The organism is Xanthomonas sp. NCPPB 2933 (assembly GCF_056725225.1).
The window spans coordinates 4845314-4869279 of record NZ_CM161518.1 but is presented as its reverse complement, the minus strand read 5'-3'; the positions used below and the strand labels follow the sequence as shown (position 1 = coordinate 4869279).

20 protein-coding genes are annotated in these 23966 nt (G+C 64.1%); 11 read left to right on the top strand and 9 right to left on the bottom strand.

All coding sequences use genetic code 11. The annotated features are described in order from the left end of the window. Nucleotides 1-232: 232 nt before the first annotated feature. Nucleotides 233-1411 (bottom strand): PQQ-dependent sugar dehydrogenase, encoded by a 1179-nt coding sequence (locus AC1PLU_RS20545; protein WP_168959646.1) that lies wholly within the window; start codon nt 1409-1411, stop codon nt 233-235. 171 nt (nt 1412-1582) lie between these two features. On the opposite strand from AC1PLU_RS20545, the gene yiaA reads away from it, so the two are divergent. Further along, nucleotides 1583-2020: an inner membrane protein YiaA gene (gene yiaA / locus AC1PLU_RS20540; RefSeq protein ID WP_481095083.1), complete on the top strand. Its 438-nt coding sequence runs from the start codon at nt 1583-1585 to the stop codon at nt 2018-2020. Between the two features lie 55 nt (nt 2021-2075). On the opposite strand, the gene AC1PLU_RS20535 is transcribed toward yiaA, so the two are convergent. The 6 genes from AC1PLU_RS20535 to AC1PLU_RS20510 form a co-directional block, all read right to left on the bottom strand. Continuing rightward, nucleotides 2076-2408, bottom strand: a complete 333-nt coding sequence (locus tag AC1PLU_RS20535; RefSeq protein WP_104551622.1) for a hypothetical protein — start codon at nt 2406-2408, stop codon at nt 2076-2078. Between the two features lie 182 nt (nt 2409-2590). Further along, nucleotides 2591-3088: a hypothetical protein gene (locus tag AC1PLU_RS20530; protein WP_023905428.1), complete on the bottom strand. Its 498-nt coding sequence runs from the start codon at nt 3086-3088 to the stop codon at nt 2591-2593. Nucleotides 3089-3175: 87 nt separating this feature from the next. Then, complete coding sequence (locus AC1PLU_RS20525) at nt 3176-4483, bottom strand: APC family permease (protein WP_481095084.1); 1308 nt, start codon at nt 4481-4483, stop codon at nt 3176-3178. Beyond that, nucleotides 4480-5256 (bottom strand): L,D-transpeptidase family protein, encoded by a 777-nt coding sequence (locus AC1PLU_RS20520; RefSeq protein ID WP_481095085.1) that lies wholly within the window; start codon nt 5254-5256, stop codon nt 4480-4482. Before AC1PLU_RS20520 ends, AC1PLU_RS20525 begins: the two co-directional genes overlap by 4 nt. Nucleotides 5257-5964: 708 nt before the next feature. Continuing rightward, nucleotides 5965-7062, bottom strand: a complete 1098-nt coding sequence (locus AC1PLU_RS20515; RefSeq protein ID WP_481095086.1) for a dipeptide epimerase — start codon at nt 7060-7062, stop codon at nt 5965-5967. Then, nucleotides 7059-8471, bottom strand: a complete 1413-nt coding sequence (locus AC1PLU_RS20510; RefSeq protein ID WP_183086915.1) for a C40 family peptidase — start codon at nt 8469-8471, stop codon at nt 7059-7061. The genes AC1PLU_RS20515 and AC1PLU_RS20510 overlap by 4 nt, the downstream gene beginning before the upstream one ends. A 265-nt stretch (nt 8472-8736) precedes the next feature. On the opposite strand from AC1PLU_RS20510, the gene AC1PLU_RS20505 reads away from it, so the two are divergent. The 10 genes from AC1PLU_RS20505 to hglS all read left to right on the top strand — a co-directional run bounded on the left by AC1PLU_RS20505 (nt 8737) and on the right by hglS (nt 16493). Further along, nucleotides 8737-9543, top strand: a complete 807-nt coding sequence (locus AC1PLU_RS20505; protein ID WP_481095087.1) for an N-acetylmuramoyl-L-alanine amidase — start codon at nt 8737-8739, stop codon at nt 9541-9543. Nucleotides 9544-9640: 97 nt separating this feature from the next. Further along, nucleotides 9641-10387, top strand: a complete 747-nt coding sequence (locus AC1PLU_RS20500) for a M15 family metallopeptidase (protein WP_481095088.1) — start codon at nt 9641-9643, stop codon at nt 10385-10387. Between the two features lie 150 nt (nt 10388-10537). After that, a complete protein-coding gene (locus tag AC1PLU_RS20495) occupies nt 10538-10735 on the top strand; it encodes a CPXCG motif-containing cysteine-rich protein (RefSeq protein WP_006449379.1) in 198 nt (65 codons plus the stop codon). 137 nt (nt 10736-10872) lie between these two features. Then, nucleotides 10873-11250 carry a hypothetical protein gene (locus AC1PLU_RS20490; protein ID WP_168959658.1) on the top strand — a complete coding sequence of 126 codons (378 nt, stop codon included), beginning with the start codon at nt 10873-10875 and terminating at the stop codon, nt 11248-11250. Between the two features lie 225 nt (nt 11251-11475). Continuing rightward, a complete protein-coding gene (locus AC1PLU_RS20485; RefSeq protein ID WP_043889810.1) occupies nt 11476-11838 on the top strand; it encodes an EF-hand domain-containing protein in 363 nt (120 codons plus the stop codon). Between the two features lie 272 nt (nt 11839-12110). Beyond that, the gene (locus AC1PLU_RS20480) at nt 12111-12515 is read left to right on the top strand and encodes an EF-hand domain-containing protein (RefSeq protein ID WP_481095139.1); all 405 of its coding nucleotides are present in this window, start codon (nt 12111-12113) and stop codon (nt 12513-12515) included. 37 nt (nt 12516-12552) lie between these two features. Next, complete coding sequence (locus tag AC1PLU_RS20475) at nt 12553-13311, top strand: HAD family hydrolase (RefSeq protein ID WP_481095089.1); 759 nt, start codon at nt 12553-12555, stop codon at nt 13309-13311. Between the two features lie 108 nt (nt 13312-13419). After that, nucleotides 13420-14007, top strand: coding sequence for a hypothetical protein (locus AC1PLU_RS20470; RefSeq protein WP_481095090.1), 588 nt, complete (start codon nt 13420-13422; stop codon nt 14005-14007). A 165-nt stretch (nt 14008-14172) separates the two neighbouring features. Next, nucleotides 14173-14796 carry a hypothetical protein gene (locus AC1PLU_RS20465; RefSeq protein WP_481095091.1) on the top strand — a complete coding sequence of 208 codons (624 nt, stop codon included), beginning with the start codon at nt 14173-14175 and terminating at the stop codon, nt 14794-14796. Between the two features lie 329 nt (nt 14797-15125). Next, complete coding sequence (hglS, locus tag AC1PLU_RS20460; protein ID WP_481107107.1) at nt 15126-16493, top strand: 2-oxoadipate dioxygenase/decarboxylase HglS; 1368 nt, start codon at nt 15126-15128, stop codon at nt 16491-16493. 887 nt (nt 16494-17380) lie between these two features. On the opposite strand, the gene AC1PLU_RS20455 is transcribed toward hglS, so the two are convergent. Together AC1PLU_RS20455 and AC1PLU_RS20450 are read right to left on the bottom strand one after the other, a co-directional pair. After that, nucleotides 17381-20521, bottom strand: a complete 3141-nt coding sequence (locus AC1PLU_RS20455) for an efflux RND transporter permease subunit (RefSeq protein WP_481107106.1) — start codon at nt 20519-20521, stop codon at nt 17381-17383. A gap of 130 nt (nt 20522-20651) precedes the next feature. Beyond that, entirely contained in the window at nt 20652-23900 is a 3249-nt protein-coding gene (locus tag AC1PLU_RS20450; RefSeq protein WP_115039554.1) for an efflux RND transporter permease subunit, read from the bottom strand. Between the last annotated feature and the right edge of the window lie 66 nt (nt 23901-23966).

Sequence of the window (23966 nt, the reverse complement as noted above, 5' to 3'; positions counted from 1 at the left end):
TGACCGTATGTCTAATGGCTGGTCATCACCAGTTTGCGCTGCTGCGGTTGTCAGCAAGAGCGTTGCGTTTGGCCAAGCCGACGCAATGCAGCGCAAATCGCCACCCAAGCAATTCGTTTGATCGTCACCATCGCCAGCGCTCAACGAGCGCATGGCGATGGTGCGAGTCATCACTCAGTGCTGCTACTTGACGCAGCACGCAGTGGCGCAGCGATCCAGGCGATGCACCAACTTACGCATCGTTCTCGACTGCGGCTTTGCTCTTGGGTGTCAGCTTGAGCAAACGCCCGGTGCTGCCACTGGCTTCGTCTTCCAGCAACCACAGCGCGCCATCCGGCCCTTGTTCCACCTCGCGGATACGTGCGCCCATGTCGTAGCGGGCCACTTCGCGCGGCTGATCGCCGAGCGAGACCTGCACCAATGCCATCGACGACAACCCGCCGATGAAGCCGTTGCCGCGCCATGTCGGGAACTGCTTGCCGCTATAGATCACAAAGCCGGCCGGCGAGATCACCGGTGTCCAGCTGATCTTGGGCGCGGCGAATTCCGGGCGGGTGTTGTGATCGGGAATCGGGGTGCCGTCGTAGTTGTCGCCATTGGAGACGATCGGGTAACCATAGTTGGCGCCGCGCTGGATCAGATTCAGCTCATCGCCGCCCATTGGGCCCATCTCGTGTTCCCACAAGCGGCCCTTGCTGTCGAATGCGATGCCCAGGATGTTGCGATGGCCCAGCGACCACACCTGTGCGGCCACGCCGCCTTGCGCAACGAACGGGTTATCGGCTGGCACGCTGCCGTCGTCGTTGAGGCGGATCAGCTTGCCCAGATTGGCCTTCATGTCCTGCGCGGGGGTGAATTTCTGCCGTTCGCTGGAGCTGATCCACAGTTTGCCGGCCTGATCGAATGCCAGCCGATGCCCGAAGTGCCCATTGCCGGTGACCTTGGGGTCCTGACGCCAGATCACCTTGAAGTCCGACAGCGTGCCGCCGCCGGTGGCATCCAGGGTCAGTTTGGCCCGCGCCACGGCGCCGCCGCGTGTATCGCCTTCGCCAGGTTCGGCGTAACTCACATAGACCAGGCCATTGCGGGCAAAGCGCGGGTGCGCGAGCACATCGCCAAAGCCGCCCTGGCCACCGTAGGCCACGGTCGGTATGCCGGTGATGGCGCTTTTGCGCTTGGTCTTGGGGTCCAGCCGCATCAGCGAGCCACGTTTTTCGCTGACCAGCAAACTGCCGTCAGGCAGGAAGGTCATCGCCCAGGGTTCGTCGAAATCGGCAACGGTGGTGGCCTGGAATGGCCACTGCGCCTTGGGAATGGCCGCTGCAGGTGCGGCGGCGGGCGCGGCAAATGCGGCGCCGGTGGTGAACAGCGTGGCCGAGCAGGCCAGGGCAAGCAGACGTCGGACAGACATGTGGTCCTCCAGGGGATAGGGCGCGGTGACGCTGCAGCCCTCCCGCAACGTGTCCCGCGTCGGGTTTTCAAGTACCTTACACGACGCCTTCGAGGCCGCCTTGTTGTAGATCACTTTCTCTGTGAGACGTGTGCGTCCCACCTTCCTGCTCCACCATGAAAAGGAGTTTCCATGGCTGCCACGCAAAAAACCTCACCTGCTTTTATCGCCGCATCCTGGGCCGCATTGCTGCTGGGCAGCGCTGCCTACCTGATCGGGTTGTGGAATGCGCAGATGATGCTCAACGAGAAAGGCTACTACTTTACGTTGCTGCTGTTTGGCTTGTTCGCATCGGTGTCGTTGCAGAAGAGTGTGCGTGACCGCGCGGACGGTATTCCGGTGACGGGACTGTATTACGCGATCTGCTGGTTCTCGCTGATCATCGCACTGCTGCTATTGGCGATTGGCTTGATCAACGCGACCTTGTTGCTCAGTGAGAAAGGCTTTTACGCGATGGCGTATGCATTGAGTCTGTTCGGTGCGGTTGCGGTGCAGAAGAACACGCGCGATGCGATGGATGTCGACAACAGGTTGCCTATTTCGCGCGCGGCACCGCCGCCACTGGACTGATGCCTGACCCACACGCTGATACAACAACGCCACCTAGACGGTGGCGTTGTTGTTTTCAGGGCTTTGACTTGCTGTCGCCGGTGACAAAGTCTGTCGCGTTTTCCCAGGCACGCTTGACTGCGTGACGGGCCTTGCTCCAGCTCAAACCTTCGGTGCCGCGATTGGCTTCCCATTCGCGGTGCAATTCGGCTTCTACCTGGTCATAGGCACGCGCGTTTTCACGGATACGTGCTTCATGTCCTGCCAGATAGGCACCCTCGTAATCTTCGTAACGGTCACCTTCGGTGTAATACGGCTCTTCGGTGAAGCGCTCGCGCCAATAGTTGGATACGTTCTGGCTGCGGTCTTCGTCCGGCGCACGGCCTGGAATCTGATACGGCACGTTCATGCTCGTCTCCATGGTGAATGTGCCATCTACCGTAGGTGGGCAGGTGTTAAATCCGTTGCCAGGGCAGGTGAGGAGGGCATCAAGGCGTCGGTTCGCGATGAGTGCGGTAAAACCGGTCCCGCTTGCGATGCTGAAACCAAGGCCTTTGCAATTGGCGGGCTGTCGCCCGTCTCCGACCGTATTCAAGTCGCCGCCGATGCGGCCTCGTAGGGCAATGGTGTTGCACCCGCAGCCACCAGGCTGGTTTCGGCATGCAGCAGCGATGGCTCGTCGGCATCGATGATCACCAGGACGCGCCCGGCCTGAATTTCCTCTTCGAACTGGCGACGGATCGGATCGGGTACGGTGGCCCCGATCAGTGCAGACGACCAGGTGCCGACCAGCGCGCCTGCCAGCGCCATGACGCCGGCCCCGGCAATGGTGAGGCCGATGGGAGGCACTGCGATGGCAACCAGACCGGCGACCAGGCCTGCGGCACCGCCCGTCGCGGCGCCACGCGCGGCAGCGGGAAGAAAATCGGTCTTGGCATTCTTGCGCTCGTCGGGCACGTCTTCCAGCTCGATATCCGAACGGGCAATCAGCGACAGTGCATCGTTGTCGATGCCTGCGCTGCGTGCGGCCTGCATGACGCGTTGCGCACTAGCGATATCGGGTGTGCTGTAGACACGGCGCAGTTTCATCGCAAACTCCCATGCAGGTGAGAGCTGCAGCGTTGGGCGCGTGGGGTTAGGTGTGCGTGAGCCCTGCGCGAGTGTGTTGCGAAACTCTTAGACCTGCTTGCGTGGGAACAGATAAAACGCCCAGCCCACCAGCAAGGCGATGCCGGCGGCGGCCAGATTCTGCCAGCTGGCACTGGCCAGCAGGCCAAGCGACAACAGCAGTGCGGCGATGGGAATGGCTGGCCCACCCGGTAGACGCAAGGTGTCGGTACGTTGCCGGTAACGACGCGCCAGCACGATGACCGCTGCAGCCGTGCCGATATACGCAAACAGCCGCGTGACCATCGACAACAGCGCCAGCTGCGTGAACGACCCGGACAACGCCAATCCAAGCGACAACACGCCTTGGGTGATCACTGCCGCTGCAGGGGTGTGGAAGCGCGGATGCACGCGCGCCAGAAATGCCGGGCCATACCCATCTTGTGCGAGCGCGAACAAAAAGCGTGGCCCGAGCATTACCGTGTTGCTGGTGGTGCCGAGGATGGAAATGGTGGCGCCAACGGTAAGGATCAGCGCCAGCGCTTCGCCACCGAAGCGGCTTGCGGCATCGGCCAACGGTGTAGGCGAGGCGGCAAGATTGGGCAGCGTGCCTTGTGCGACGACTTGTACTGCTGCATAGATCAGTGTCACCACGATAATCATGGTGATCAAGGCGAACGGCACATCGCGGCGTGGGTTGCGGTATTCGCCAGCGGCCGCCGGAATGTTTTCGAATCCTGCATAGGCGAACAGCAACAACAAGGCGGCTTCGCCAAGATTGCCCAGGTCGCGCAGATCCGGTGTGTTGCCGGCGAAGGCCCACGACCAATCTACATAGAACAGGCCGATTGCCACGAACAACAGCAGCGGCACCAGCTTGCCGATCACCAGGGCGATGCCAGTGCGCGCGGCCGATTTCACTCCGATCACATTGATGGCGGTGAGCAATCCCAATGAGCCGACCACCACCAGCAGACGTGCCCACTGCTCGGTGGCGACGGTCGGCCAGAACCGCGCGACCGCGTCGGCCAGGCCGTTGCTCAATGCGGCTGCCGAACTGATGCGGGTGAGCCAGATCATCCAGCCGATCTGAAAGCCGACGAAGGGGCCGAACGCCTCGCGCGTGTACAGATAACTACCGCCTGGCGTATCGAAATAACTCGCCGCCTGCGCATAGCACAACACCAGCAAGGCCACCGCCAAGCCGGCCAGCATCACCGCCCACAGGCTCATTGGCCCCAACAATGCGGCAGTGGCTGCCGGCAGCAGATAGATGCCGCTGCCGATCACGTCGTTGATCGACAATCCGACGATCTGCCAACGGCTGACGACGCGCACCAGGCCAGTGGAATCGGGAGCAGGAACCGGTGTGTTCATCGTGCGGCGTCCTTCAACTTGGGCAGCTGCCACTGTGCTTGCAAGCGTGCGTATTCGGCACGCGGCAACAGCACGAACAGCGGTTTGTCGTCGGGCTTCAACCAGGCCAGCAGGCGTTGCATATCGGCCGGCGCCATGGCAGTGCAACCGGCGGTGAACTGGCCTGGCGTGCGCCACAGATGGGCGAAGATGCAGCTGCCATGACCGGGGATCGCGTTGGGGTTGTGCGCGATCACAAAGCCCTCGCTGTAACGTGCATCGCCGGGATGTTGCAGATCCAGCCGCATCGGTTCGGTCGAGCCGGCCACTGCGGCCTCACCGACCTGGGCGGCATCGACGATGCGGTTGTACAGCGGCGAACTCGGTACATCCATGCAGTAGTTGGTGGCGGTCATCGCCTGGTACGGCATCGTGCTGTCGATACTCGGGGCATAACCGAAGGCAGGGCCGATAGCGAAGACACCGGCCGGGCTGCGGCCGTCGCCCTCGCGTTTCTGCGGGCCTTGCGTCTGTGCAGGATGCAGGCCATCGCCCCAGGCGCTGCCATGTCGGCCCAGCGCCACCGCAAACCCGGGTGCGGCCGGTTGCCAGTGGCCATCCACTCGGGTGAATGTCTGCAGGCGCGCCTGTGTGCTGTCCCAGTCCGGTGTGGTCACCACGATCAATGCGCGCGCTCGATTCAGCGCATCGATTGGACCGGCAGCGCCGGCAAGGCTGCTGCAGCTTGTCAGCGCCAACAACGCGATGGATCGAAACACGGTGGCAAGGCGCATGCAGGCTCCGGAGGAATGGGTCTGGCAGGGGTGAGCTGCGTTGAGTCGATGGGTCGCTGGCGGCGACAGTGCGGTGCCTCGGCACTGCATCACTTGCAAACACCTTATCGCTACTTTACCTAGCAATGCAGCTGTGTGGCGCATGCGCGCGTGATGTTCGTATGCGTGCTTGGCGGGGCTTGGAGCGGCTGACAAGATTACTTCGCCACTATCAAGAGGCTCTGCCGTCGCTCGGTGGGCATCTGCCACTCGTACATGCTGGTTCTAGGTGGGCCGTCGCTACCCGGTAGCCCATGGCTTGCGACGTTTTGTCAGCCACTTTTGTTCAGGCTGTGACATCTCGGTTGTTATGGGAGCCTTGGGTTCTATGAAGGAATCGGCTGCAGAGCGGCTGATCTGTGGCTTGGCTGCAGGGCCCTTGCCCGCCCACCGTCGCGGGACACGCCGCAAGTACGTCCGTGTAGGCTCTTACGCGGCATCCATGCCGCGTAAGGTCCCGCGACGGTGGGCGGGCAAGGACCAGTCAAGAGTGTGGGTATGCATGGTTTTCAGCAAAGCAACCGACTAACTCTCTGGTGCGGTGTCCTCACCGCTTGCGGGACCGTGTGGCGGCATGGATGCCGCCACCGAACCTCCATGGATGGATTCACGGCGTGTCCGGGAGCGGTGAGGGCACCGCGCCCTCGACCAGAAATATCCAACGGCGCTTTAATCCGACAACAGCTCCAGTCCGCGAATGCGTCGGATGCCCAGACCCGGCGAGTCGTCGATATGGAGTTGCGCTTCGTCGAAGTGCACTCCGCCCTCGGTGGGATCGAACTGCCCGAGTGCGGGCGCATCCAGATCCGCCAGGGTGATGCTGTCGGCCTTGGCCACGGCCAGATGTACCGCCGCCGCCACGCTGATGCTGGATTCGATCATGCAACCGATCATGCACGGCACCCCATATAACGCCGCGATATCGGCGATGCGGATTGCGTTGGAGAGTCCGCCGGTCTTCATCAGTTTGATGTTGACGATGTCGGCGGCGCGGCGCTGGATGAGCTCGATCGCCTGGGTCGGCGAGAACACGCTTTCGTCGGCCATCACCGGCGTGTCGATCCGCGCCGTGACAAAGGCCAGTCCGTCGATGTCGGCCGCCTTGACTGGCTGCTCCAACAGTTCCATCACGATGCCGGCGTCTTCCAGCGTGCGCATGGTGCGCACCGCCTGTTTGGGCGTCCAACCCTGGTTGGCATCCAGGCGCAGCGATGCGCGCCCAGCGACCGCTGCATGGATCGCCTTGATGCGTTCGACATCCGAATCGCTGTCTTTGCCGACCTTGATCTTCAGCGACCCATACCCGCGTGCGAGCGCGGATAGCGCATCGGCCACCATCGTGTCGATGGCATCGACGCTGATGGTGATATCGGTGGTGATGCGCGGCGTGCCGCCACCGAGCGCCTGATATAGCGGGGTACCCAATGCCTGCGCCCACAGATCGTAGAGCGCGATTTCCACTGCAGCCTTGGCGTTGCTGTTATGTTCCAGCGCGTGTTGCACCAGCGCACATAGCCGGTTGAGATCGGCCACGTCCTGGCCGATCAGCTTCGGGGCGATGCACTGTTGGATCGCGGCGACGATGGAGCCATGCGTATCGCCGGTGATCGGTGCGGTGGCCGGCGCTGCGCCATAGCCGATATGGCCGCTGTCGGTCTGCAACAGCACCACCACATCCTCGATCGCCTGCACAGTGCGTACCGCGGTCTTGAACGGAGTTTTCAACGGCACGCGCAGCATGCCGAGGCGGAAGCCGGTGATCTTCATGGGGAACCAATCGGTGCGATGCGTTGGATGCGGGTGATGTGATCGACAAACGGCGTGCCGTCGCTGGCGAGCAGTGGCAGCAGCGGCGTGACCGATACGCCGTTCAAGCGCGCGCGCTGCACGCTGCCATCGGCCGCGCGATAGTTGGCGCCGGCCACATCGTGGATGACCCACGGCGCACCATGTTCATGCCCGATCACCAGCATCACGTGGCCCGGAATATAGAGCAGGTCGCCGACCTGCAGTTGTGCGAGTTGTTGCAGGCGTTGCGGCAATGGCGCGCGAATATCGAAAGTTACGTTACGTAACGCCGGACTACGCGCCTGATCGCCGGTATTGCGCGGCAAGGCGATGCCGAGGCTGCGATAGACGTCCAACACGAAGCCGCTGCAATCGCGCGCGTCGTAATCGTTGCCCCAGCCATAGCGCTCGCCGAGGAATTTGAATGCCTGACGCAGTAACACTGTATGGGTGGCCGGCAACGGACCAATGCGCATGTCGGCACCGCGCGGGATCAGTGCCGGCACCAGCTGCAAGCGGCCTTCTTCGTTGCGCAGTGGCAGTTGCACGACATAGGCAGCGAGCGGCAACTGCCCGTTGACCGGCTGTTGCTGTGGCCAGTCAGTGAGCAGCGGCACGCTGGTGCCCATGTCCAGCGTCAGTGCTGAGATCGCAGGTAATTCGGGTGTGTAAGCGCTTTGCACGCGTGCGCCGGTGACCATCACGCGTGGGCTGCGTTGTGCGTAGTCCAGCACTTCGGCGCGTGTACCGATGGCGAGACGATCACTGGCAATCCATGCGGCGTAGTTGGCGGCCAGCACGAATTGCCATGCGCCATCGGCACTGGTATGCAACACCGCCACCGGCGTGCCGGGGTAGAGCGCCGACTCCTGGAAGCGGTCGATATCGTGGTCGTCAGTGGTGGTGAACACACGTTGCGTAGTTGGGAAGGTGCGTAGCGCGGTGCGCCGCACCACCAGCGCGAAGCGTGGCGTTACCTGGGCGGGGAGTGCATCCAATGCCAGTGCGTGGCGCAACGCGGCCAAGCGTGTTGCGTCGATGGGCATTCCGTCCGCGCCGTACAACGCACGCGTTGGCGTGGCCGACAGCTTCTCGATGCGTGCGCGTACATCGGCAGCAGGGAGAGCTTCGGGCAGCTGTGACAGATCGTGCATGGAGACATCGTCACGCAGCAGGCGCGCATTGAAGCTGGCGATCTCTGCGGAAGTCATGCGCAGCGTTGGTGCGGTGCGACTGCGTTGGATCCAGTAATCGGCTGTCAGCTGCGCATCGCTGACCGCAAATGGCGTCGTTTGCTGCACAGGAACGGCATGCATTGCCGGAGCTGCACTGCAGGGCAGGCCGGTGACCAGCAGCAACAACGTCAACAGGCGGCGCGACAATGGCATGAAGAAGGCTCTTGATGGATATACCGACTGACGAGGTTCTGTGCGAGAGACCAATGCTGCAAGCGCATTCTGCACCTGCGACGAGCGCAATGGATTGCAGTGTACGCGTGGCGCATGCCGCGGTGCCTACCGCGCTTGTAGGGCTGCTCGCGGCCGCTGCAACTTCACGACGCTCGGCAGATAATGGGTGCACCGCGTGCGGTGTCCATCCAGGCGCAGGCACGGCGCATACCCTTGTCGTTTCGCCAGTCACCCGGAGAGTCCGATGTCGCCAACTACCACCCTGTCGCCATCGCTCTGGCTACGCGCCGCGTGTTGCCTGGTCGTGCTGTCGTTGGGTGCTTGCGCGCATGCGCCGCAGCGCAATCCGCTGGCCCAGTGGGTGCCGTCGCCCAATTACGACACGCGCCGGCCGATCCTGATCGTGCTGCACTTCACCGACCAGCACTCGGTGCAGCAAAGTCTGAGTACGCTGCGCGGGCGTAACAGCGGTGGCCGGGTCAGTGCGCATTATCTGATCGGCGACGATGGGCAGCGTTATCAGTTGGTCAGCGACGACCAGCGCGCCTGGCACGGCGGTGCCGGGCGCTGGGGCACCATTACCGACATCAATTCCGCTTCGATCGGCATCGAGCTGGACAACGACGGCAGTGAGCCGTTCGCGTCCGCGCAGATCGACAGTCTGCTGGTCTTGCTGGACGACCTGTGCACGCGCTTGCGCATCCCGCGCACGCAGATCGTCGGCCATGAAGACGTCGCGCCGACGCGCAAGAACGACCCCGGCCCCCTGTTTCCCTGGAAACGCCTGGCCGACGCCGGATTCGGCCGCTGGCCCGTAGCCGATGCACCGGCTGCGCCGGCCGGTTTCGACCCGTGGCAAGCGCTCGCCCTGCTCGGCTACAGCGTCGAGGATCCCGCCGCGACGCTGCGCGCCTTTCACCATCATTATCGCGGCAACGATGCACGCACATTGGATGCTGAGGATCTGCGCATTCTGTATGCGTTGACCGGACCACTGCGGCCACCAAGCCTGCCTGGCGCTGCCGAGCCGCTTGAGGGCGATGGGCCGTAAGCGGATCCTGCTCGAAGTGGCCAAGCCACCTCTTCGGCAATTGGGTAAAGATCGGCGAATGGCGCGCGTCGTTTGCGGCTTGCACAGGAGTAAGACCATGCAGAAAACCAAACTGTTACAAACTCAGCGCCGTGACTGGCCGCAGGCGATCTGGAGAACGTTGCTGATGATGGTCGCGCTACCGTTTGCCGTAAACGCAGCCGAGGTGCGCGTTTCGCCAGCGCAGACACCCGCACAAGCCGGCCTGATCGATTTGCGCAGCCTTGCGCCGGAGATCGCGGTGGACATGCGCTATGCGGGCAGCAACAACTTCACCGGGCGTGTGGTGCCGGGGTATGCGGCGCCGACCTGCTATCTGCTGCGTCCGGCGGCGGAGGCGTTGGCGCGGGTGGCGCGTACGCTCAAGGCGCAGGGATATCGGCTGCAGGTGTTCGATTGCTATCGACCGGTGCGGGCGGTGCAGGCGTTCGTGGCCTGGGCAGCGGATCTGCAGGAGCAGGCGAGCAAGGCGCAGTACTACCCGCGCGTGGACAAGCGCGCGCTGCTGGGCGATTACATCGCCGAGACCTCCGGCCATAGCCGCGGTGCGACGCTGGATCTGGGCTTGCTGGATTGCCGATCAGGCCAGTGTCTTGTGGTCGATATGGGCACCGATTTCGATTTCTTCGATGCGCGTGCGCATACCGATGCACCCGATATCGGCGCCGCGCAGCGGGCGAACCGTCAGCGCTTGCTGCGTGCGATGGCGGCGGAGGGCTTTGCCAACTATCCGATGGAGTGGTGGCACTTCACTCTGCGTCCCGAGCCCACGCCCGACACTGCGTACGACGTTCCGGTCAACTGATCGGGCACGAAGCCGCTGCGCTGTCGCCGGTGGTCGTGGGCGCTCGGCAGCGGTCAACGCCGCTCGTACACTGCGCGTGCTGCCCGCCATCCGCGCGCTGCGCGTGGCCTGATTGCCGCGTAGCGTGAATTGCCACTTCAAGGAACTGTCATGTCCGACCCGGAACGTTTTGTCGATATCGCCTGCCCGTATTGCGGGGAGTGGATCACGCTGACGCTGGACCTGACCGGCGGCGATCAGCATTACATCGAAGATTGCCAGGTCTGCTGCAAGCCGATCTCGGTGAGCGTGCAGTGGGACGAAGAGGGCGAGGCGCAGGTGAGCGCGCGCGGGCAGGACGATGCATGAGCGTGGCTTGTCGCACGATCGAGCAATCGGTTTGCCCAGCCAATCCCCATTCGCGTGACCGGTCGTTCCTGCGGGTCTGGCAGTGATCGGTCGCCCGCAGCCGCTAGACTGATGCGCCTGCTGCCCGGATCGTCACGATGAATTTGTCTCTGCACTTCGGCCTGCTCGGTTCGCTGGAGGCTGGTTTGATCGCGTTGGTGCTGGGAGTGCTGGTGTTTGCGGCAGTGGAGTACAGCGGGCGGCGCCTGCAGTTCACCCATGGGCACACGCTGGGGATCGCCTGCCTGCTCGCGGTTGCGATCGGCGCCGGTTACGACATCTGGAATCTCGTCTACACCAGCATCGTGCGGCTGGAGTCGCCGTTGTATGCGCGTATCGCGTTGGCCAGGATCCACGATCCCAACGAGCTGGGATCGCGTGTGGTGCTGGAAGTGTTCGGCGCGATTGCCGGCGTGGTACTCGGTTGGAAACTGTTCAGTTCCGGAAGCTGGGACGACGCGCCGCCGAACGCCTGACATCGCCCGAAAAAATGTGCGGGAGTTCGCATATTTTCATGCATTGAATGAGCCACTTCTGTTTGGCTCATCGAGACCTAACAGATGGCTAGTCGCAAATATCCGCGCTGTGGTTAAAAGGATGTTTTGCGCAAATTTAGGGTGGGTTTTGCATTCATTCGCGCCAGGTAGGGTGATGCCATGCGCGGCGATACCGTGCATTCCCAAGCCAAGGAGACCACCCAAATGAAGAATCGCAACCGCATCTCGCTGCTCGCTGCCACCGCCGCCCTTGCTGCCGCTTTGGCGCTACCGGCCATGGCGCAGAGTACGCAACAGGATGCCGCCGCGACGTCGGCCCAGTCGGGAAGTTCTGCCACCACTGCGGCACAACCTGCGCAGTCCTCCGGCGGTGGTCAGACCTGGGCGAGTGTCGACACCGACAGCAGCGGCGCCATCAGTACACAGGAGGCTCAGGTCAACGCCGGGCTTGCGCAGATCTTCAACGACGCCGATTCCGACAAGGACGGGCAATTGACACCGGACGAGTACAAGGCGTTTGTCGTCAAGCAGCAGGGTGGCGCAGCGAGTGGGTCGCAAGGCAATTAAGACAGTAGGTTGCAACGTAAGTGAGTTTGTTTGCTGACATTTTCCAAGTATCAGGAGGCAGATTTCGCAGTAGCAGGTGTTTGATCAGCAGTTGTCGTTTGATCCGTGACATCGCTATCTGGATGCCCGGTATGAGCAAGTAACAGGATGGACATGCGGGAGCGATCTGCCAGGGTCGCTCCCGTTTTCTTTACGTCTGCCTCGCTACGGTAGTGTGGCCTTCTGCCCGGTCTTCTTTCATGTTTCAGTTGCGCATCGTCTTGTTGGTCGGCTTGTCGAGTCCATTGCTAGGGCTCGCCGCGCCACCGGAGCTGCCCATCGTGGCGCCATTGCCGTCGCCGACGGCATCCAATACCGCTGCACCGGCGATGTCGCCCTTGCCAATCGATCCACCAACGCCTGCCAGCACGCCATTGCTGCCTGCCGATGTGCCCAGGTCATCCACTGCCAAAGGCGGCGCGGAGGCGTCGCTCGCACCGCAAGCAGGCGCTCTGGTGCCACGCAGCTTTCGCAGCCTGGACAGCGATGCCGATGGGTCGCTGACGATGACCGAAGCCGGTGCGGACCCGGTCCTGCGCGAGAACTTCGCCGGCTTCGACAGCAATGGCGATGGGCGTTTGTCGCGCGACGAGTTCGCCAGCTACCAGCCCGGCCCGGGCGATGCCGCAGGCGACTGAGCATGGCAACGCTCCAGTGCGCTGCTAGACTTGTGCGATGACCTCTTTTGCACAGCGCGACGGCCAGGCGATCCAACTGGTCGGCTTCGATGGCGACGATACCCTCTGGAAGAGCGAGGACTATTACCGCAGCGCCGAAGCGGATTTCGAAGCGATTCTGGCCGATTATCTGGACCTGGGCGACAGCCGCATGCAGCAGCATCTGCTGGCGGTGGAGCGGCGCAATCTCAAGGTGTTCGGTTACGGCGCCAAGGGCATGACGTTGTCGATGATCGAAACCGCGATCGAGCTGACGCAGGCGCGCATTGCCGCGCGCGACATCCAGCGCATCGTCGAGATCGGCCGCGCCACGCTACAGCACCCGGTGGAGGTGATTGCCGGCGTACGCGAGGCGGTCAGCGCGATTGCGGCCGACTATGCGGTGGTGCTGATCACCAAGGGCGATCTGTTCCATCAGGAGCAGAAGATCGAGCAATCCGGTCTGGCCGATCTGTTTCCGCGCGTCGAGGTGGTGTCCGAAAAGGACCCCAAGACTTATGCGCGCGTGCTGGCCGAGTTCGACCTGCCGGCGCAGCAGTTTGTAATGATCGGCAACTCACTGCGCTCGGACGTGGAACCCGTGCTTGCCATAGGCGGCTGGGGCATCTACACCCCGTACGCGGTGACCTGGGCGCACGAGCAGGAGCACGGCGTGGCTGCCGACGAGCCACGGATGCACGAAGTGCCCGATGCGGCCGGCTGGCCGGCGGCGGTGCAGGCGCTGGATGCATTGGCCCGGCAGCACGCGCTAAGCTAAAAGCGGCGAACAAAACCACTGCGGATGCAACAGGCGGGCACGCTGAGGTGCCCTAGCAACAGGACGTTTCCGGCCGGGCGCAGGCATGGCCGACCTTGGGGATCACCAATGCACATGTTGTCGTTTACCTATCGCACCAGCCTGGCCGTGTTGTTGGGTCTGCTGGTGGGCACGCTGCCGCTGGCTGCTGCCGAGCTCGAAGAAGAAGTCATCAACCCCAGCGAAGTGATCTTTCGCGACGGCCAGCCGTACTACGACGATGGCGGCGACTATGTTCGCCTGCGCACGCGTCGGGAGGGTGGGGAGTTGGTGTATTTCCGCACGGTGCGCTTCGACCGTGAGCAAGGCTATGTGGATGCCCACGGTCAGAGTATCGCGACCTTGCAGACCCGGCCGAATGGGCGCGATGGCAATGCTGCATTCGCGGCCGACCGGTATTCGGACGATCGCTACGGTGGATACGTCGGCGATGGCAGCGGGTATCCGGGATATGGCGCCAGACTGCGGCTGGGTGCATCGCGTAACCGTCCCTACGGGCAGATTTATTACGGCAACGGGCTGTACGGCCCGGACCCTTACAGCAGCCCGCACAACCGCGATGCGCGGCAGCGTTACATCGGTCCGGGCTATGTTGGGTCTTGCGACCTGACCGGTTGCCGCGAAGTGCATCACATCGGTTTTTACGAGCTGCACTGAGCGCAGATCACTCCTGCTGCGCCAACCGGCGCAGGTGCGTTGCCGACGCGCGGTGCGACCTGTACCACGCGCCTACGCTGAAGTCTGGGCGCGCCACCTGCCTGACGACTGTTGGCCACGTGTGACATGGCGCAGCGCTGCGATCGGCCTGACACCGGCGCGGGCATGCGGCATCATCGGCACATGCGTTTACTGCCCACCGCCCTGTTGCGATCTCTGCCATTGCTGATGGCGTTGCTGTTGCCGATATTGGCGGCAGCGCAGACCTCGCCTGCCGCAACGCCAGCGGCTGGCGCTGCGGCAGAGCCGGTGGCGCCGGCGGTGATCCCCGGCACTGGCGATGCGTGGGTGGACCAGCATCTGGCCGATATGGGCAGCTACGCGCAGCGCTATCCGGACAGCTTTATCGCCGAAGTGGCGCGCTACACCGGCACCCCCCGCGGTTACGTGCAGGCGTTGCTGCAGGTGCATGGCTGGCATGCGGGCGATATCTATTTCGCCTGTTTCTGGGCGCAGACGCTGCAGTTGTCCTGTCGCGACGCGGTGCGTGCGTACAGCCGCGACCATCACGATGGCTGGCAAGGCGTGGTCACACGGCTGTCGGCCAGCCCGGACAGCGCGCACATGCGTGCGCTGCGGCATGCCATCGTCGCCAGCTACGACCGCTGGGAGCGGCCGATCACGCTGGATACGCTGCTGCGTCGACAACTTGGCGACCATACGCAACGGCTGGAAGCCGCGCGCCAGGCCAGCGAAGCGGACGAGGCCGCGGCGCAGGCCGGGCTTTAGACCGTGTGATTCCCTCCGGGCTTCCCGAATGGGTTGGCCTTGAGCGGCACGGGGTTTAGCGGCATGGAGCGTGCGTCGCGCGGCTTGCCTTAGCCGGCCAGCCGAGCCGGCACCACGCAGCGCCGGCGCCGCATCGCTAACGACCACCGCCTCTGATCCTAAAGGCATCATCGGCTCTGGCGCGGCAAGGCGTCCGCAGTCTCCATGTCGCGCGACTGTCTGCACGCCAACGCGCTCGCCCGCATGCTGCCATGCAGCTGGTCGCCGCAGGGCACGGTCGGCGAGAATGCGGTAACGCTGGCGTTGGCCGGCTCAGCCAAGACCAGCCCATGCGCGATACCGTGTTTGTCTCTCCCGATCAGATCCGCAGCCTGTTCGCCCAGGCGATGTCGGACATGTATCGCGCCGAGGTGCCGTTGTACGGCGAGCTGATGATGCTGGTGGCGCAGGTCAACGCCGACACCCTGAGCGCCGATCCCGCGCTGGCCGCGCGCCTGCAGCGCAACGACGAGCGCGCGCGGCTGGATCTGGAACGACACGGTGCGATCCGGGTCGGCACGGCGCAGGAACTGGCCACCTTGCGCCGGCTGTTTGCGGTGATGGGCATGCATCCGGTGGGCTATTACGACCTGTCGGTGGCCGGGGTGCCGGTGCATTCCACCGCGTTCCGCCCGATCGACGATGCGGCGCTGTCGGCCAATCCGTTCCGCGTGTTCACCTCGTTGCTGCGGCTGGAGTTGATCGAAGATGCCGCGCTGCGTGCGCAGGCCGAGCAGATCCTGCAGCAGCGGCAGATCTTCACCGCCGGCGCGCTGGACTTGATCGAACAGCACGAGCGTCACGGCGGGTTGGAGGCGGCGCAGGCGCAGGAATTCGTGGCGCAAGCGCTGGAAACCTTCCGCTGGCATGGCGATGCCACGGTGTCGCTGCCGACCTACCGCGCGCTGAGCGAGGCGCACAAGTTGATTGCCGACGTGGTGAGCTTCCACGGCCCGCACATCAACCATCTCACCCCGCGTACGCTGGATATCGATGCGGCGCAGGCGCAGATGCAGCGCGCCGGCATCGATGCCAAGGCGGTGATCGAAGGCCCGCCGCAGCGGCGCATTCCGATCCTGCTGCGGCAGACCAGCTTCAAGGCCCTGGAAGAGCCGGTGCGCTTTGTCGGCGACAGCGGGCTGGCCGAACATGGCACGCACACCGCGCGCTTTGGCGAGATCGAGCAGCGCGGGCTTGCGCTCACGCCCAAGGGTCGCGCGCTGTACGACGCGTTGCTGGCGCAGGCACGCGACAGCGATGGCGCCGGCAGCACCGGCGCCGATTACGCCACGCGCCTGCAGACCGCGTTTGTGGCGTTTCCCGATGACGAAGCGCTGCTGCGTCAGGAAGGCCTGGGCTATTTCCGTTATGCGTTCACCGAGGCAGGCCGCGCCGATCCCGCACAGGTGGCCGCGATGCCAGCAGAAACTGCGATCGCGCTTGGCCTGGTCAGCGCCGATCCGATCATCTATGAAGATTTTTTGCCGGTGAGTGCGGCGGGTATCTTCCGGTCGAATCTCGGCGGCGCCGAACAACGCGCCTACGCCGCACATTCGAGCAAGCGCAGTTTCGAGCAGGCATTGGGCGCGCAGGTGCACGACGAATTTGCGCTGTACGCACAGCTGGAGCGGGAGTCGCTGCAGGCGTTGGTGGTGTAAGGCAGCAACCAGGCGACAGTATCAGGTGGGTGTGTGCGGTAGCGGTATCCCGCAGTTCCAGGTGCTGCATGCGATATCGCCCAACTGCACGCACTACGAAGGGCGACTGATAAAGTTCTCAACGCTGTCTCGATAGTGGCAGCGTATTGGCCACACGCCCCTGGTTTGACGAATGAGTTGGTGTTGGATGGAAGTGACATCGATCGGATAGAACTAAGCTGATCAGACTGCACCTAATCGAACTCCCGCACGGCGTGCACTGCGCGCAACCACGCACACCGACCATCTCCACTGGCCCTTGCCCGCCTACCGTCGCGGGACCTTACGCGGCATGGATGCCGCGTAAGCGCCTACACGGACGTACTTGCGGCGTGTCCCGCGATGGTAGGCGGGCAAGGGCCCTGCAGCCAACCCGCAAATCAGCCGCTCTGCACCCGACGGCATCTCCACACCGTTCGATTACCTCTCAAGGCGACCGGGATCTTGAGCTTCAGCATTGCTTGAATGTTCCGAAGCCTAGCGGGTCGAGGCCGCGATGCCCTCACCGCTCGCGGGACACGCCGTGAATCCATCCCTGGAGGCTCGGTGGCGGCATCCATGCCGCCACACGGTCCCGCAATCGGCGAGGACACCGCACCAGAGAGTGGATAGGTAGCTTTGTTTAAAACCCTGCACACCGACACTCTCGACTGGTCCTTGCCCGCTCACCGTCGCGGGACCTTACGCGGCATGGATGCCGCGTAAGAGCTTACAAGGCCGTACTTGCAGCGTGTCCTGCGATGGTGGGCGGGCAAGGGCCTTGCAGCCAAGCCGCAGATCAGCCGCTCCACAACCGCAACGCATCCACACCGTTCAATCACTTCTCTTCGGTTTTTGTCAGCCCAGCCTCAGTGCGCCGAGGCTGCCGGGCGCCGTGCTGCCGCGCGTTCTGCACGGCGTGCGCGCGCACGTGCGCGACGCGCCTTCCAGCGTTCGCTCAGGCAGGAGAAGATCACGTACAGCGCCGGGGTGCTGAGCAGGGTCAGGCTCTGCGAGAAGATCAGCCCACCGATCATCGCGATACCGAGCGGGCGGCGCAGTTCCGAGCCTTCGCCCAGGCCCACCGCCAGCGGCACTGCGGCCAGGATCGCCACCATGGTGGTCATCATGATCGGCCGGAAGCGCACGATCGAGGCCTCGCGTGCGGCCGCGCGCGCATCCATGCCGTGCACGCGCTGCGCCACCAACGCGAAGTCGATCATCATGATCGCGTTCTTTTTGACGATGCCGATCAGCAGCACCAGCGCGATCATCGAGATCACCGACAACTCGGTGTTGGTGAGGAACAGTGCCAGTAGCGCGCCCACGCCGGCGGCCGGCAACGTGGACAGGATGGTCACCGGATGGATCAGGCTCTCGTACAGCATGCCCAGCACGATGTAGACCGTGAGCACCGCAGCCAGCAGCAGCACGCCCATCGAATTGGGGCTGAGCTGCACGTTGAAACTGTCGTCGCCGCTGAGGCGAATGCCGTCGGGCATGCGCAGCCCGTCCACGGTGGACTTGATGATCAGATCCGCCTCGCCGGTGCTCACGCCCGGTGCGAGGTTGTAGCTCAGATCCATCGTGGTGTACTGGTTTTCGTGGATGATCTGCGGCGGCGCCAGGCCCGGCACCTGCGTGGCGACCGACGTAATCGGCACCATCAGGCCGGCACGGTTGGGCACGAACACCTGATCCAACGCCTTGGGCGTAGCGGTCTGCGAAGGAAGCGCATTGACCACCACGCTGTACTGGTTGAGATCCGAATAGATGGTGGAAATGGAGCGCTGGCCGAACGCGCCATACAGCGCGCCATCGATCGCACCGACCGAGATGCCCAGACGCGCGGCCTTGGCGCGGTCGATCACGATGTTCTGGCGCAAGCCCGAGGTGTCCACGTCGGTGCCGACATCGCGCAGGCGCGGATTCTTCTTCAACGCGGCCTGCAGCTTGGGCAACCATTCCTGCAGCTGCGCCAGGTCGTTGCCCTGCAGTGACACGCGGTATTGCGCGCCCTGGCTGGTGCCCCCACCACCGTCGCTGGGCAAGTCCTGGATCGCGCGCAGGCGCAGATCCAGATCCGGGTAACGGTCGGCTTTGGCGCTGAGCCGTGCGACCACCTGCGCGGTGGTATCGCGACGGCCTTCATTGCGTTTTTTCAGTTCGATATTGAACGAGGCGCTGGAGCCCTGGCGGCCGGAGCCCAGCCGCGCGCCGACGGTCTTCACCGCCGGGTCGGCCATCAGCATGTCGGTGATGCGGCGCTGGCGGCTGACCATGTCGGCGAACGAGACCGTGGCGCTGGAATTGGCGCGGCCCCAGATCAGACCGGTGTCCTGCGCGGGGAACGAGCCCTTTTTGACTGCGCTGCCGAGAAAAATGGTGGCAGCAATCAACAGCAAGGGCGTCAGCGACAGCAGCAGCGCGTGGCGTAACGAGAAATCCAGCACCACCGTGTACATCGCCAGCATGCGCTCGTGCATGCGGTCCAGCCAGGCACCGAAACGGCCGGGCTTTTCCGGCTCGGTATGCGCCGACAGAAAGCGGCTGCACAAGGCCGGTGTCAAGGTCAGCGACACCAGCATCGACACCACGATCGCCGCCACCAGGGTCACGGTAAATTCGCGGAAGAACGCGCCGACCATGCCGCTGGCAAACAGCATCGGAATGAACACCGCCACCAGCGATGCCGTGATCGAGACGATGGTGAAACCGATCTCGCGCGCACCGGCCAGTGCGGCATCCAGGCGCGGCATGCCTTCGTCGAGATGGCGCATGATGTTTTCGATCACCACGATCGCATCGTCGACCACAAAGCCAATCGCGATCACCAGCGCCAGCAGGCTGAGGTTGTTCAAGGTGAAGCCCAGCATGTACATCACCAGCGCCGAGCCGGCCAACGACAGCGGCACGGTGACTGCGGCAATCAAGGTCGGTGCCAGGCGGCGCAGGAACAGCGCCATGGTCAGGATCACCATCACCAGGCTGATCATCAGCGTGGCCTGCACCTCGTGCAGCGAGGCGCGAATGGTGGGTGTGCGGTCGAAATAAGGCGTGAGTTTGGTGCCGGGCTGCAGGTAGGCGCGCAGCCCGGGAATCTGCGCCTTCACCTGGTCCACGGTTTCGACGATGTTGGCGCCGGCGCGGGTGAAGGCATACATCACCACCGCCGGTTTGCCGTCGAACCAGGCCGCCTGATAGGCATCCTGCTGGCCGTCGTAGACGGTGGCCACATCGCCCAGCCGCACGATGCGCCCGTTGGACTGGGTGGAGATCGCCAGCTGCGCGAAATCGGCGGCCTTGGCGACCGAATCGTTGGCGACGATCGCCATGGTGGTGTTGCCGTCGGACAGGAATCCGGTCGGCGAGGTGACGTTGGCCGCGCGCACGGCGTTGCGCAGATCGTCCGGGGTCAGGCCCAGCGCGTTGAGCGCGCGCAGATCCACATCCACGCGTACCGCCGGTGTGGAGGCGCCGGCAATATCCACCGAACTGATGCCGGTGATCTGGCGCAGCCGTTGCGCCAGCAGCGAGTCGGCAACGTTGTAGAGCTCATCGGCCGATTGGGTGTCGGAGGTCAACGCGATGGCGATGACCGGGTCGTCGTTCGGATTGGCTTTCGAATAGATCGGCGTGCCAAGCCCGGAAGGCAGATCCGATTGCGACGAGTTGATCGCCGTCTGCACGTCCTGCGCTGCCGAATCGATGTTGCGATTGCTCTGAAATACCAGGACCACCAGGCTGCTGCTCTCCGAACTGGAGGAGCGCATGCGGTCGATGCCGGGCAGCTGGCCCAGATGCCGTTCCAGCGGCGCAGTGACGGTGGACGCCATGGTGCTGGCATCGGCGCCGGACTGCGTGGCGTGCACGAAGATCACCGGAATCTGGATGTTCGGCAATGCCGCCACGCCCAGCCGCAGGTAGCACATCAATCCGATCACGAACAAACCGATCGCCAGCAACGAGGTGCCGATCGGGCGCTTGATGAAGGGGGCGGAGATGTTCATGCCTGTGGCGCCGGGATTCGGGATTCGGGATTCGGGATTCGGCAAGCAGGGCCAAAGCCACGCCCGAATGCGCGTGCGGGCATGCGCCGCCGCAGGCCGGTAACCCGATCAGCAATCGCTCCACCGCTCGTCATGCCGGGCGCTCCGAGGTGGAGGCCGGGTTCGCGCCGTCGCGGCGTGCGGCACGCCGTGCACGCCAATCGCGCACGCGCTCGCCGGCGCGTTCCATGTAGAGATAGATCACCGGCGTGGTGTACAGCGTCACCAATTGCGACAACAGCAGGCCGCCGACGATGGCGATGCCCAGCGGACGCCGCAGCTCCGAGCCGATGCCGGTGCCCAGGGCCAACGGCAATGCGCCCAGCATCGCGGCAGCGGTGGTCATCATGATCGGGCGGAAACGCAGCAGGCAGGCGCGCCGGATCGCTTCATGCGCATTGGCGCCTTCGCGGCGCGCGTCGATGGCGAAGTCGATCATCATGATCGCGTTCTTCTTGACGATGCCGATCAGCAGCACGATGCCGACGATGCCGTCCACCGACAGGCTCAGCCCGCACATCATCAACGCCAGCAGCGCGCCAACACCGGCCGGCGGCAGCGTGGAGATGATCGTCAGCGGGTGGATGTAGCTCTCGTAGAGCACGCCCAGCACGATGTAGATCACCACGATCGAGGCCAGCAGCAGCCACACGATATCGGTCTGGCTGCCGGTGAATTCGGCCGCCTTGCCGACGAACTCGGCATGTACCTGGGTCGGGATCTTGAGGTCTTCGCGCGCCTGTTCGATCGCTTCCACCGCCTGCGACAGCGAGTGGCCCGGCGCCAGATTGAACGAGACCGTGACCGCCGGCAGCTGTTGCTGGTGGCTCACCACCAACGGCGTGTTGGTGACCTTGGCCTCGGCCAGTGCAGCCAGCGGAATGATGCTGCCGGCGCCGACCACGATGCCGGTGTTCTGCGCGCCCACACCGGTGGCGGTGGACGAGTTGGACGAACTCACCTGGCCGAAGCTGGTCGCATTGGTGCCGGTCAACGCGCCGCTGCCGTTGCTGGCCACCGCTAGCTGATTCATCAACGCGGTGCTGCTGCGGAATTCCGGCGCCACTTCCAGCACCACGCGGTACTGATTGAGCTCGGTGAAGATGGTGGAGATCTGGCGCTGGCCGAAGGCGTCGTACAGCGTGTCGTCGATGGTCTGCATCGGCACGCCGAGCATGCTGGCCTTGTCGCGGTCGATGGTCAGTTCCAGCGCGCGCCCCTGGTTGGCCAGGTTGTTGTCCACGTCGGCCAGCTCGGGCAGCTTGCGCATCGCCTCGGTCATGCGTGCGGCCCAGGTGGCCAGCTCGGCGCTGTCCACATCCGACATCGAGTACTGGTATTCGGTTGCGGCCACGCGGGTGTCGAGGGTGACGTCCTGCACCGGCTTGAGGAACAGCGCCACGCCCGGAATGCCGGACACCGCTTTCTGCAGGCGCGGCAGCACCTCGTCCAGGCTGTCGCGGTCGCCGCGCGTCTTCAGCACGATCGAGAGCTGGCCCTGGTTGATGGTGGGATTCATCGAGCCGGCGCCGATGAAAGCCGCCACACCGGTCACTGCCGGGTCTTTCTGCAGCGCCGCGGCCACCGCCTGGGTGCGCTGCTGCATCTGCGGGAAGGCCACGTTCTGATCGGCCTGCACCACGCCGGTGATCAGGCCGGTGTCCTGCTCCGGCAGCAGGCCCTTGGGGATCGCGATGTACAGCACCACGGTCAGCGCCACCGCGCCGATCGCCACCGCCAAAGTCAGCGGCTGATGCGCCAGGACCCAGTCCAGGCTGCGCTCGTAGGTGCCCACCGTGCGCGTCCACAAGTTGGTCTTGCCGGCGGCGGCGGCACGCTCGTGCGCATCTTCGCCCTCGGGCAAGGCATCTGGCTTGAGCAGGTAGGCGCACATCATCGGCGTCAGCGTCAGCGAGACCAGCATCGAGATCGTCACCGCAATCGACAGCACCCACGCAAACTCATGGAACAGGCGCCCGGTGACGCCCGGCATCAGCAGCAGCGGCAGGAACACCGCCACCAGCGACACGGTCAGCGACAACACGGTGAAGCCGATCTGCTTGGCGCCGATTTCGGCCGCTTCCGGCCCGCTTTTGCCTTGTTCGATGTAGCGCACGATGTTTTCGATCATCACGATCGCATCGTCGACCACGAAACCGGTCGCCACCACCAGCGCCATCAGCGACAGGTTGTCCAGCGACATGCCCGCAAACGCCATCACCCCGAAGGTGCCGGCCAGCGACAGCGGCACCGCCACCGAGGGAATGATGGTGGCCCACAGCCGGCGCAGGAACACGAAGATCACCGCCACCACCAGGAAGATGGTCAGCACCAGGGTGAACTTCACTTCATGCACGGAGGCGCGGATGGTTTCGGTGCGGTCGGCGAACACTTCCAGGTGCACATCGGCCGGCAATACCGACTGCAGCTGCGGCAGGATGCTGCGGATCTGCTCCACCGTCTGCACGATGTTGGCACCGGGCTGGCGGCGGATTTCCAGCAGCACCGCCGGCTTGCCATCGGCCCAGGCGGCGAGCTGATCGTTTTCCACCCCGTCGACCACGTTGGCCACATCGGCCAGCCGCACCGGGCGGCCATTGCTGTAGCTGATGATGGTTTCGCGGTACTGCGCCGCATCGGTGAGTTGGTCGTTGGTGCCGATGCTGTAGGACTGGGTCTTGCCGTTGAGCGAGCCCTTGGGCGCGCTGACATTGGTCTGGGTCAGCGCACTGCGCAGCGACTCCATGGTCAGGCCCATGTTCGACAGCTGCGCCGGGTTGACCTGGATGCGCACCGCTGGCCGCACGTTGCCGGCGATCGAGACCAGGCCCACGCCCGGCACCTGCGACAGGCGCTGGGCCAGGATCGCGTCGGCGTAGCGGTTGACCTCGCGCAGCGGCAGCGAGTCGGAGGTGAGCTTGAGCGTGAGGATGGCCGCGTCGGCCGGATTGACCCGGTTGTAGACCGGCTGGTACGGCAGCGACGAGGGCAGGGTGGCCTGGCGGATCGCCGCCTGCACGTCCTGCGCGGCGATGTCGATGTCGCGGTCCATCGAGAACTGCAAAATGATCGTGGACAGGCCTGCCGACGAATCGGAGGTCATCATCTGCAGCCCGGAGATCTGCCCGAGCTGGCGCTCCAGCGGTGTGGTGACCAGCGAGGCCATGGTGGTCGCGTTGGCGCCGGGGTACTGGGTGGAGACGACCAGGCTGGGGGCATCGATTTCCGGCAGTGCGGAGACCGGCAGTTGCCGGTAGCCCAGGATGCCCAGCAGCAGGATGCCCGCCATCAACAACGAGGTGGCGATGGGACGGCGGATGAAGATGGTCGAAAAGCCCACGGGGGGAATCCTTGCTGAAGACGTCAATCGGTGCCGGCGCGCAATGCGCCGACGCGCACCGGCGAC